At 61.0% G+C, this 11,960-nt stretch carries 10 protein-coding genes; 5 read left to right on the top strand and 5 right to left on the bottom strand.

The window, feature by feature from the left end; genetic code table 11:
* Positions 1-10: 10 nt before the first annotated feature.
* The gene (locus NKI97_RS11990) at positions 11-1,447 is read right to left on the bottom strand and encodes an NAD-dependent succinate-semialdehyde dehydrogenase (protein WP_352449990.1); all 1,437 of its coding nucleotides are present in this window, start codon (positions 1,445-1,447) and stop codon (positions 11-13) included.
* Between the two features lie 3 nt (positions 1,448-1,450).
* Positions 1,451-2,458 (bottom strand): inositol 2-dehydrogenase, encoded by a 1,008-nt coding sequence (iolG, locus tag NKI97_RS11985; protein ID WP_352834219.1) that lies wholly within the window; start codon positions 2,456-2,458, stop codon positions 1,451-1,453.
* A gap of 107 nt (positions 2,459-2,565) precedes the next feature.
* On the opposite strand from iolG, the gene iolD reads away from it, so the two are divergent.
* From iolD to NKI97_RS11970, 3 genes are all read left to right on the top strand, one after another.
* Complete coding sequence (gene iolD / locus NKI97_RS11980; RefSeq protein ID WP_352449992.1) at positions 2,566-4,413, top strand: 3D-(3,5/4)-trihydroxycyclohexane-1,2-dione acylhydrolase (decyclizing); 1,848 nt, start codon at positions 2,566-2,568, stop codon at positions 4,411-4,413.
* A gap of 124 nt (positions 4,414-4,537) precedes the next feature.
* Positions 4,538-5,437, top strand: coding sequence for a myo-inosose-2 dehydratase (gene iolE, locus NKI97_RS11975; protein ID WP_352708317.1), 900 nt, complete (start codon positions 4,538-4,540; stop codon positions 5,435-5,437).
* Between the two features lie 4 nt (positions 5,438-5,441).
* Entirely contained in the window at positions 5,442-6,257 is an 816-nt protein-coding gene (locus tag NKI97_RS11970; protein WP_352449994.1) for an SDR family oxidoreductase, read from the top strand.
* A gap of 73 nt (positions 6,258-6,330) precedes the next feature.
* Here NKI97_RS11970 and NKI97_RS11965 read toward each other — a convergent pair whose 3' ends face one another.
* Complete coding sequence (locus NKI97_RS11965) at positions 6,331-7,206, bottom strand: MurR/RpiR family transcriptional regulator (RefSeq protein ID WP_352449995.1); 876 nt, start codon at positions 7,204-7,206, stop codon at positions 6,331-6,333.
* A gap of 27 nt (positions 7,207-7,233) precedes the next feature.
* Here NKI97_RS11965 and NKI97_RS11960 point away from each other — a divergent pair, with 27 nt between their 5' ends.
* A complete protein-coding gene (locus tag NKI97_RS11960) occupies positions 7,234-7,761 on the top strand; it encodes a DUF5996 family protein (protein WP_352747820.1) in 528 nt (175 codons plus the stop codon).
* Between the two features lie 848 nt (positions 7,762-8,609).
* On the opposite strand, the gene NKI97_RS11955 is transcribed toward NKI97_RS11960, so the two are convergent.
* Entirely contained in the window at positions 8,610-9,539 is a 930-nt protein-coding gene (locus tag NKI97_RS11955; RefSeq protein ID WP_352747817.1) for a hypothetical protein, read from the bottom strand.
* Positions 9,540-10,401: 862 nt separating this feature from the next.
* On the opposite strand from NKI97_RS11955, the gene NKI97_RS11950 reads away from it, so the two are divergent.
* Positions 10,402-10,908: an alpha/beta fold hydrolase gene (locus tag NKI97_RS11950; protein ID WP_502901477.1), complete on the top strand. Its 507-nt coding sequence runs from the start codon at positions 10,402-10,404 to the stop codon at positions 10,906-10,908.
* 288 nt (positions 10,909-11,196) lie between these two features.
* Here the strand turns inward: NKI97_RS11950 and NKI97_RS11945 are convergent, their stop codons facing one another.
* On the bottom strand, positions 11,197-11,898 hold the full coding sequence (locus NKI97_RS11945; protein ID WP_352834214.1) for an S-adenosylmethionine:tRNA ribosyltransferase-isomerase: 702 nt from the start codon (positions 11,896-11,898) through the stop codon (positions 11,197-11,199).
* Positions 11,899-11,960 lie beyond the last annotated feature (62 nt).

Below are 11,960 nucleotides of genomic sequence, written 5' to 3'. Positions count from 1 at the left end.
GGCGGCCTCCTCAGAACACGATCTGCGCAAGCTTGGTGTCGAGGTAGTCACCGATACCTTCGCTGCCGCCTTCGCGACCCATTCCGGAATATTTCGTGCCGCCGAACGGAGCCTCGGACGCGGCAAGAGCGAAGCTGTTGATGCCCACCATGCCTGCCTTCAGCTCGGCCACCGTCCGGCGCGCACGCTTCGGGCTCGACGTGAAGGCATAGGCCGACAATCCCATTGGCGAAGCATTCGCCCGCTCGAGCGCCTCCTCATCCGAGGAAAACCGGCTGATCGCCGCGATTGGCCCGAAATTCTCCTCGGCAAAGACCCGCATGTCGTCGGCAACATCGGTCAGGACCGTGGGCTCATGAAAATGGCCGGCATTGAACGCCGCAACCCGATGGCCGCCCGCGACGAGCTTCGCACCGGCTTTCATGGCGTCGGACACGATGTCTTCGATCTCGGAAAGCCGGCCGGCATTGATGAGCGGGCCCATCTGCACGGATGGGTCGAGCCCGTCGCCCAGTTTCAACGCTTTGGCGCGTTGCACAAAGCCCTCGACGAAGGCGTCGTGCAGGCTTTCGTGGACGAAGAAACGATCCGGTGTGACGCAGACCTGGCCGGAATTGGCGTATTTGGTCGGCACGGAGACGTTGAGCGCGGCATCCAGATCGGCGTCGTCGAAGACGATCAGGGGCGCGTTGCCGCCAAGCTCCATAGACACCTTCTTCACTGTGTCGGCAGCATCGCGGATCATCTGCTGGCCGACGCGGGTCGAGCCGGTGAGGGACACCTTGCGCACCGCCGGCGAAGCCATGATCGGCGCATAGGTCGTGCTCGTGGGCCCAACGACCAGGCTGACCGTGCCGGCAGGAAGATTGCAGGCGCGGATGCAGTCAACCATCAGCATCGCCGTCCCGGGCGTCTGACTTGACGGCCGGACGATGGTCGAGCAGCCAGCGCCAAGCGCCGGCGCCACCTTGCGGGCGACCAGTGCCGCCGGAAAGTTCCAGGCGGTGAAGGCGGCTGCGATCCCGACAGGCTCGTGCAGAACTTCGAAACGACCGCCGGGCACGCGCGATTCGATGACGCGCCCATAGATCCGGCGGGCCTCCTCGGCGTACCAGCGGAACTGATCGACCGCCAGCCCCCATTCGCGCTCGGACTGGGCAATAGGTTTGCCGGTCTCGCTGGAGATCATCCGCGCGGCTTCGTCCTTGCGGCGGATCATCTCGTCCGCGATAGCATGCAGGGCGGACGCGCGCTCAGAACCACCCTTGGATTTCCATGCGGAAAACCCACGGGCGGCGCTAACCAGCGCCTCTTCCGTGTCCGCGCGGGTGGCGACCGGAGCCTCGCCCAGCGGCTTTTCCGTCACCGGGCTCATCACCGGCGCCGTCCCGCCATCGGATGCCTTGCGCCACTTCCCGTCGATAAACAGTCCGTAGTTCGCGTACATGGCTTATCCGATCTCGCTGACCTTCACGAAGCGGCCTTCGACCGCCGATTTCATCGCCGCCTCAGCCAGGATCAGGGCGCGGCGCCCGTCCTCAAAACCGACCAGCGGCGGCTCGCCCTTCTCGACGCAGGTGACGAAGGCGTCGATCTCGGCATCGAACGCTTCGCGGTATCGCTCGATGAAGAAGTCGAGATAAGGCGCGGCGGCTTCGGTTTGCGCGACCGAGTAGCGGCGCAGTTCGTGAGGCTTCCTGTTGCCGCTGATCACCATGCCGGTGCTGCCCAGAAGCTCGACGCGCTGGTCGTATCCATAGGTTGAGGTGCGGGAATTGTTGATGTGGCACTGCTTGCCGCTTTTGGTTCGCATCACGACCATGACGCTGTCGTAGTCGTTCAGTTCCTCCATCATCGCCGGGTCGATCAGCCGGCCTCCGATGGCGAACACCTCCTCCGGCTCCTCTCCCAGCATGAAGCGGGCGAGGTCGAAATCGTGGATCGTCATGTCGCGAAAAAGCCCGCCCGCGACCTCGTAGTAGGAACGGGGCGGCATGCCCGGATCACGCGAGGTGATAATAACCTGGTGCAGGTCGCCGATCTCGCCGGATCGTACGGCGTTCCACGCCGCACGATGACCGGGGTCGAAACGTCGGTTGAAGCCGATCTGGACCGGCACGCCCTTGGACAAAATTGCTTCGGCGCAACGGTTCACCCTTTCCAGGCTAAGATCGATCGGCTTCTCGCAGAGCACGGGTTTGCCAGCGGCCACCGCCTTTTCGATGTAGTCGGCATGCGTGTCAGTCACCGTCGCGACAAGGACCGCATCTACATCTGCCGAGGCAAATACCTCGTCGGCCGACCCCGAAGCGCGAACGCCGTGCCGCGCCGCGACAGTCTCCGCGGACGATTCGTTGATGTCATAGACGGTGGCTAGTTCCGCACGAGGATGTGCGGCGATGTTTGCCGCATGCATCCTGCCAATCCGACCGCAGCCGAGCACAGCTATCCTGAGCATGAAGTCCTCCCGGTTTGAATTTTTGCAATGATCGTTGCAAACATATTGATTTGTCAATGGGCATTCCGTATAGATTTGGAAAGACCGTCGTTAGGGAGGAGACAAAGATGACCAGGGCCACCGTCCGTCTGACCATGGCACAGGCGCTCGTGCGCTATCTGTGCAACCAGTTCACGGTCGTCGACGGCGAGAAAGTTCCGCTTTTTCCGGGAGTCTTCGCCATCTTCGGGCACGGCAACGTGACGTGCCTTTCTGAAGCACTCGAGGCGGTGAAGGACGTGCTGCCGACCTGGCGCGGCCAGAATGAGCAGTCGATGGCGCTTGCAGCGATCGGCTTTGCAAAGGCGAAGCGCCGGCGCCAGATCATGGTTGCGGCGACCTCGATCGGTCCGGGTGCGCTGAACATGGTGACGGCGGCAGGTGTCGCCCATTCGAACCGGCTGCCGGTGCTGATGCTCTCAGGCGACACCTTCGTCAGTCGCCGGCCCGATCCGGTCATGCAGCAGGTCGAGCACTTCGGCGACCCGACCATCAACGTCAATGACGCCTTTAAGGCAGTCACGCGCTACTGGGACCGCATCGTCCATCCCGAGCAGATCATCTCGTCGTTGCCGCAGGCGGTTGCGGTGCTGCTTGATCCGGCCGATTGCGGGCCTGCCTTCATCGCTTTGCCGCAGGATGTGCAGGAGATCGCCTGGGATTATCCCGAAGCCTTCTTCGAACAGACGGTGAATGAGGTGCCGCGCCCCCGGCCCGATCGCAGCCGGCTCGCCGAAGCGACGCGCCTCCTCAAAAGCGCAAAGCGGCCGCTGATCATCTCGGGTGGTGGCGTGCGTTATTCGGGTGCAGAGAAGGTCCTTGGCGATTTCGCCAAAAGGCATGGGATCCCGCTCGCGGAGACGATTGCCGGCAAGGGCACGGTTACGCACGACCACCCCGCGCATGTCGGACCGATCGGCATCGTCGGCTCAACCTCGGCCAACGCGCTGGCGGCGGAAGCCGACGTGATCATCGCCGTCGGCACACGGCTCATGGACTTCACCACCGGATCCTGGAGCGCCTTCTCGGCCGACGCAAAGTTCGTCTCGATCAATGCCGCACGCTGGGATGCCACCAAGCACCGGGCGCTCGCCGTCGTCGGCGACGCGCTGGAGACGATGAGCGAACTCGAAGGTGCCCTCGGCGACTGGAAAGCGGAGAGGGCCTGGACAGACAAGGGTCGCATCGAGTTCGCCAAGTGGAACACGATGCTTGACGGCTTCCAGAAGCCGACCAACGAGCCGGTCCCGACCTATGCGCAGGTCGTAGGCGTGGTGAACGCCAAGGCGGGCGAGCGTGACCTGCTGATCACCGCGGCCGGTGGACTGCCCGGCGAGGTGATGAAGAACTGGCGGGTGAAGGACCCCAACACTTTCGACTGCGAGTTCGGCTTCTCCTGCATGGGTTATGAAATCTCTGCCGGCTGGGGCGCGGCCATGGCCGACCCTACCCGGACGCCGATCGTCATGATCGGCGACGGCACCTACATGATGATGAACTCCGACATCTATTCGTCGGTGCTCGCCGGCCACAAGATGATTCTCGTGGTATGCGACAATGGCGGCTATGCGGTGATCAATCGGCTGCAGAACGCCAAGGGCGGCGCCTCTTTCAATAATCTGATTAAGGACTGCCGGGTGAAGGAGCCGTTCTCGGTCGACTTCGCCAAGCACGCGGAAGCCATGGGCGCCCTGACGCGCCGTGTCGAAAGCCTCGCCGATCTCGGTCAGGCGATCGAATGGGCGAAGACCACCGACCGCACCACCGTCATCACCATCGTCTCCGACGCCTTCACCTGGACCCCGGGCGATGCCTGGTGGGACGTCGGCGTGCCCGAGATCAGCGGGCGCCAGCAGGTCCGCGACGCGCATGCCGTGCAAACCGAAGGTCGCAAGAAGCAGCGCGTGGGTGTCTGAACCGTTCGGGCGCGCGGGGGCGTCCCCTGCCGGAACGATGCAAAACTCCCTGAGCATTGTTCCCGGCAGTTTTGTCGCTGCGCAGGCAGCCAGCAGCATTCGAAAATCATGATTGGAGATGACGATGAGAGCCAAGCTTGGAATCGCGCCGATCGCCTGGTGGAACGACGACCTTCCCGAACTGAGCGACGACGTCTCGCTGGAGGAGTGCCTGCGGCAGGCCCGTGAGGCCGGCTTCACCGGCATGGAGACTGGCCGCCGCTTCCCGATGGACGCGGCGGTGCTTGAGCCCATCCTGAGGCAGCATGCCATGAGCGTCTGTGGCGGCTGGTTCTCCGGCCGCTTGCTGGTCGGCAATATCGATGAAGAGAAGGACCGCATCGCCGCGCAGATGGAGTTGTTCAAGGCGACCAACGCGCCCTGCATCGTCTATGGCGAGACGGGTCGCACCATTCAGGGCGACCGCGGAACGCCGCTGGCTATGCGCCCGCGTCTCGACGACGATCAGATCAAGGCCTACGGCCGTAAGCTCACCACTTTCGGCGAATGGTGCGCGGGTCAGGGCATGCCGATTTGCTACCACCACCACATGGCCGCGCCGATCGAAAGCGAACAGGAGGTCGATCTGCTGATGAAGCATTCCGGCGAGGGTCTGCCCCTGCTCTACGATGCCGGCCATATGGCCTTTGCCGGAGGCGACGTGCTGCGGGTGGTGGACAAGCACCACGCCCGCATTTCGCATGTACACACCAAGGACATCCGCCAAGCGGTCGTGGACGGGCTCGACCGCAGCCGGGAAAGTTTTCTCGACGCGGTGGTCAAGGGAGCCTTCACCGTGCCCGGTGATGGCTCGCTCGATTTCGAGGCGATCGTCAAGCGCTTGGCGAGCCACGGCTACGAAGGCTGGTTCGTCGTTGAAGCCGAGCAGGATCCCGTCAAAAGTCCGCCGCTCGAAATGGCGAAGATCGGCCACAAGGAATTGCTGCGTGTGATGGCCGCGGCTGGCTACAGGGTGGAGGGCTGAACGCATGAACCGGATAGATGGAAAGGTCTGTGTCGTCACCGGCTCGACGCAGGGGTTGGGAGCGGCCATCGCGCATCGGCTTGCCGAAGCGGGCGCTGCAGGCGTCGTGACGCTCGGCCGCAACGAGACCAAAGGCCGTGCCGTGGCCGACGCGATCACGCGCGAAACCGGCGTGCCGGTCCACTTCGTCAATGCCGATCTCGGCAAAGTCGAGGATTGCCGACGCGTGATCGCGGAGGCCGAGCGCGTCTACGGCAAGATACATGTGCTGGTGAACGCTGGTGCCCGCACGGACCGTGGCACCATCCTCGATACGTCGCCCGAACTCTTCGACGCCCTGTTCGCCGTCAATGTGCGCGGACCTTATTTCCTCATGCAGGAGGCCATCAGGCACATGATCCGCAATGGCATTGAGGGTGCGATCTGCAACATCGGCTCGATCTCGGAACATGCCGGCCAGCCCTTCATCAACGTCTACTGTGCTACCAAGGCGGCGCTGGCAACCTTGACCCGCAATACGGCATTTTCCGTCATGAAGAACCGCATCCGCGTCAACCAGCTGGATATCGGCTGGATGGCGTCCGACCACGAGCGGGAATTGCAGGCGAGCGAGAAGGGCGATCCCGACTGGGAAGCGAAAGCCGTTGCACACCTGCCCTTCGGGCGCCTGATCGACCCCCGCGAGGTCGCGCGGGCGGTAAACTTCCTTGTTTCGGACGATGCCGGGCTCATGACAGGTTCGGTGGTGGATTACGACCAGACAGTCCTTGGTGCCGCATCCGGCCCCATGGCCGTGCCTGAAAAGGCGATGGCGTTTTAACCTTCCGACACCGATTGAGAATCGACGGCCGGAGGATCGCCGGTGCTGCGACAGGTTTCGCGGTTTGGAGTCCCTACCGCTCGGTAACCGTTGGAATGCGGGGATTGACTGCGTTGTTCTGAAGCCTGGCCGCCAAGGCCACGGTCAAAGCCTGGGCAAGACACATAGGAGCCGCCAGCGAGCGCGAGAAAGTGTATTCGTGCTCCGGAACGGCGAAGAGAACGCGCGCGCTCTTGGCCAATGGAGACAGCGTGCTGTCCGAGATCGCCACGATGGGTATACCTCTCCCCGCGGCTTCTTCCACAACATTGACGACCTCGTTCGCATAGAAGCGGAACGACACCGCAAACAGCAGGTCCGTCTTCCGCATCGCGCGGGCCATATGCGTGGCCAGTCCGCCGCCCGGATCCAGGAGCACGCAGCGCTTACCCAGCATGGTCAGTATATAGCGAAGGAGTTCGACGACCGGTGCCGAGCGAAGTTGTCCCATCAGATAGACGACGTCGGCCTTCTCGAGCAGGCTAACGGCTTCCGCCAGATCCTCGGGCTGAATACCGGTGAGCATCTCTTTCAGGGACGCGATGTCACGGACGACCAGATCGTGCATGAATCCCATCTCGCTGCGATCCGTCCGCTCCCCCAGTTCCTTCTCCAACGCCTTGACGCGGGCTTCGAAGCCGGGAGCCGCGGTGGACAATCGTTTCTGGAAGAGGCTCTGCAGGTCCTTGAACCCCTCATACCCCAATGCTTGGGCAAATCGGACGAAGCTGGACGCGTGAACGCCGCTGCCTTCCCCGATCGAGTTCACCGATCGCACCGCGACGTCATTCGGATTTTGGGTGAGATACAACGCAATCTTCTGGTACGACTTGCTCATCCCATCATACCGGTCGTGTATCACGCGGATGAGATCCTCATAGTCCTTGGGAGCCTCGACCTTCTCGTCCACGATGCACATCCTTGCAATTTTTGTTGCATGATGGCGTCTTTGAAGGTTTTTGACCAGCAGAGAGTTGTCAACTCTGTCATCGGGCCACAAGTTGTGACTTCCGGTCGTACTGCGCAGGTCAGCTTCGCGCTAGAAAAACGGATCGGAGCGCCGAAGAGTGCGCATCGCGCGTCCGCGCACCAAGAGGGCTGCGACGGGTCCGTGCGAAGGAGACGCGTCAGAGGAGCAGCGGTTTCGGACAGGCTTAGGAATAGAAGGCCGGAAAGTCGACCGCTCCACCGCCCGACCAAAAGGCTTCGCGGCGGCGAAGATCTTTGCCGACGCCGCCCACTACGACTTGGAGAATACCTGCTGCCTTATGCGATCCGCAGAGTTACCGATCCGGAAGCAAGCCTCATGGTCTTCTTGGAGAGCACATATCGCGCCGCCGCAGACCTCGCGGACTGGGATTCAGCCGGTCTCGAATGTGCATTCGGGCAACCTCTGCGACCACGGGCTCCGCAAGTGCTCTGTCGCGCCGACGTTCGCAACGGCAAGTCCGTCCTACGACCCTGAAAACATCATCGGCTGCGCTTCAGCGGTACTGCATTTGGTACTGCATCGCCAACTTAAACCCCCTTAAGCTTTGATTTTTATTAGCTTTTCCGGACAGTCCGTCCAGTCCATCATTGAAATCGACATGGATGTCCTGGCCGCGTCGCCGATTTCTCGCCATAGCTTCCATTCGAGCGATCGAACCGCTGCAAACGTTGCCATTCTCCGGAGATTAGCCAAGATCCGATTATGCCGCCTTCCGATTTGTGGCGCGATAGATGCCATAGCCGATCTTGATGAGCAGGCCCTCGTCACACATCCGGGCCAGATAGCAGCCGGAATTCCGATGTCCGTGTGATCGCGTGTTCGCACACTTGTCGCTCCCATGCGCCCATGCGAGTGCGATCGCCCGTTTTTCTTGAGTGACGGTTTCGGCCCACCGGCCAAGAGGACGCGCTCCGCGCGCTCGCGGTCACGCTTGCGGATCTTGATGGTAGGCTGTGGCGTAGATTTGTAGATTGGAAAGGGATCGGCAGCTCATGCTTCGCAGTTTCGCTCAGCCCGGGGCCAAAGCCTTTTCTACGCTAAGGCGCGATTTTGCACGCCAGCGTGCGATTTCTCTCTGTCCCTCGATCCGCTTCGCTTCCACTTGAATGGTTGTAGCAGCCTAGTCCGGTTTCGATACGCCCGCGTTCATCTCTTGGCGGAAACTGCTCCTGCTCATGTAAAGATAGGCGCCGTAGAGCAGCATCCCAATCGCCGCAACAGGCTCTTCAAAGAGCCGAACCATTTGGTCAGCAAAACTCTCTCGTCAGTCATCGCTCAATGCCCCCACAGCGCCACCGTAATGAGCTCACCGCGCATAGCCTTCATTCACGGTTTGCTATTCGCAGCGCCCGAATCGAGGTGATTTTTTGCGCGATCTGGAATGGGTGCTCGCTCGTATTCATAGCAAGCCATTCGATCTTCTCCAGCTCGCGTTCTACTAGATGCAGATGCTCGTATCTCAGCATGCCATTCAGCAGCCCGAGTACGTCGCTGTAGCCGTACTGCTGGTTCCTTTCGAGCACCCGGTTCACGTACGAGCGCCGGAATATGTTGTCGACGAGAGCAGGCTTGAATTCATAGCGTTCGTATACCGTTTGGAGCGCGTCTTCGAGCCGGTTGAGCCGCCACAACGCGTATACGATGAGGTAAGACACGCCGTAATACTCGCGATCCCTATCGAGGCGGTCCAGCAAAAGTGACGGGAACTTCGCCAAGCGATCTTCGGGAAGCTTTGAGGCGTACTCAACGATCGCATCGCCAATCTCAGAGACGATCTTCGGCCCGCTCTCGACCACGATGTCCTGCCGCTCGGAAGCGCGGTCGGACGCCCACCAATCCTGGTAGATCGACTTTATCTTCGCGTTCCCCTTTACTGCCGAAATGGTCCCCAGCCCGCCATGCTGGCGACCGTGCCGCGCATAGCGCCCAATCTCCTCTTTCAGGAGCGACGCCAGAGCCTTCTCGTCTTGGTCAGCGATCTCTGCAATCGCCTCGGAGTTGAGTTTCGTCGTCTTGACGCGTTGGCGCTCGGGCTTGTATTCGATGCCCCGTTTTCGCGTCCGATGCCCGTTGTGATCGACGAATGTGAAATCGTAGCGTTTCGTGGCCTTCAGGTGATGCTTCCTAGTGGGGACCATGAAGTGCGTGGAAATCGGGACCGTCGCCTTTGGCGGGATGACAGGTTCGCCATCGTGCGCCCTCGGCCCATCCACAATAAGATCGCCCTTGACACGTGGTCGGTCGATTTCCACCCCCACCATACGCAGAGGACGGTCGCTGTTGTTAGTCAGCCACCAATCGTTTTGCAGTTGAAGGATCCGACTGTCTCGCCAGATGCCACCTGTTCTCTTTCGGTCGTTCGGTGATAGTCGGGCGCGACGCCCAGCTCTTCACGACGTCGGGTACGAAGGGCCTTCCTACCCGTTCAATGAACTGCACGATCGCGGCAGTAGCCGACGAAGACTTGGGAATTGCTTCGTCTTCGTTATCTTGCGACATCTGAATGTCCTACCGCCAACGCCACCACGGCACAATATACAAGACGGCGAGCATTGCGTAAGCGATTTGAAGCAGGGTCATCGAGGTCGCTCCGTTGGACGATGACCTAGCCATTTATCGAAGATTTTTTGTCATGGGTGACAAATCCTTTGTCACGCACGACAAATCTTTTTCCGAAATCCGGAAAGATCGCGCTGCGGTTCAGTGCCCTCCCATACCGAAGAACGCGATGAGGTAGCCAACGAAGGCAATGAACGCGCCCGCGGCGAGGCAGAGATAAGCGATCTGGAGAAGTGTCATAAGCGGCATCCTTTGTTGCTGCTTACTCTATAGCGCTCCGCAAACCGTGTTGCGTTTTATGGTGACACGCTCCTGTCATTCGACGGCAAGCGCAAACACAGGCGCGCAGTACGTGCGGCAACTGAACGGCGAATACGAGAAACACTACGCGCCAATTTCATTGACGCTAGACAGGCCAATACGACGCGTACGAACAAACACTAGCCGATGGCGCTAGCCGCACTAGCGAACGAACACTGCATTGTCCGCAATGACGAACTCAATGCGTCGAACGACGCTAAGCACCGCGAACTGTCATATGGTTAGCGCAGACACTTGATTGACCAATTAGGCCAATTGGCGATTGACAGTGCATTTGATAAATGCGCCGAACCTACGGCAATTAGCAATGCTAACGTTGACATCGCCCTGATGCAGCACCTTGGATTTGATCGCTTCGCAATCGCCGGGCACGATCGGGGAAGCCACACCGCCTTTCGGACTGCTATGGATCATCCCTCCGCGGTGACACATCTCATCGTGCTCGATGCCGTTCCTATCCTCGAAGCGCTTGAACGATGTGATACACGCTTTGCAACCGCGTGGTGGCATTGGTTCTTCTTCGCCCAGCAAGAGAAGCCGGAGCGCGCTATCAATGCCGATCCCGATGCTTGGCATGGTGGCTCCGCCGAACAGATGGGCCCAGAGGCCTATGCCGATTACAGCGCGGCCGTTCACGATCCGCGGGTCATTCACGGAATGATAGAAGATTATAGGGCAGGTATCACGATAGACCGTCTGCACGACGCGGAAGACCGAGAGGCGGGCCGCCGTATTGAATGATGGTTCTGTGGTCGCTGCGTGATGACCTTGAGCAGCTTTACGGCGATGTTCTCGAAGTTTGGCGACCGTGGACGGCGGCGAGACTGCAGGGGAAGGGCCTGGACTGTGGTCACCACATGGCTGAGGAAGCACCGGATGCGCTCGCGGCCGAAATCCTGCGATTCTTGGGACCCTGCTAGGCTCTGCCTGCCGTGGCACGTATCGAAGCATTGACGCCCGGCAAGCCATGTTGTCCGCTTCGCCCGCAATGCGGACCCAATGTGAGGGCTTCGGAACTTCGACTTTGGGTCAAATGCCGAATTTGGTCCGCTGTAACATAGCTCCGACTTCCTTGCGCGCCGAGCACGAAATACCACCGATCCTGCCGACATCATGGCACACCTCGAGTAAAGCCTTCGTCTCGAGCCCCTCGCCCCGATTTTGTTCGCGCGATAGAAGCGGCGGTTGGCGATTGAGCAGCATGGAATCGCCGAATTCATGCGCGCGGTATCGATACGCAGTGAAGGCTGCGGAGGCCTTGGCGAGCAGAGCATCGTCGGCAAAGGCGCGCAGGAGCTCGAAATGGCTTTCGCCGGGCTGGTGGACGCCTGTGAGAATCGCATCGACCACGCGAAGCCGCGTGCCCCGCGCGATGCGCCCTGTCGCAATGCCATTTCCGGCACGCACATTGCCGCCGGGATTGGCGGCTGCCTCAAGTGCGCGCACTACGCTCGTGCCGATCGCAATGATGCGGCTGCCGCGGAGCTTCGCCCGCGCGACCTGCGCCGCGGTGCGCCCAGGGATGCGGTAGGGCTCGTCGAAGGGAAGGCGCGAGTCGAGCGCGGGATCGCCGGTGGAAGAGACGCCCGCAGCATGCGTGAGGGTTGCAAAACCAACGTCGTGCCGACGCCAGGCTTGGAGCGTGCGCCAGTCGAGCGCGAAGCCTGCCGACGGCGCCTCGAACGCGACCGGCCCGGCGGCAATCTTCGTCCAAACATCCCACAATGCCAACGGCTCGGGAACATGCGCGTATTGGATCGGCCGGCCGTAGTGCGCCAGTGCTGCAAGCACCG

The sequence above is a fragment of the Mesorhizobium sp. M0296 genome (assembly GCF_040321675.1).
Lineage (GTDB): Bacteria > Pseudomonadota > Alphaproteobacteria > Rhizobiales > Rhizobiaceae > Mesorhizobium.
Note: the sequence above shows the minus strand (reverse complement) of the source record. Positions and strands in the feature narration are given on the sequence as shown.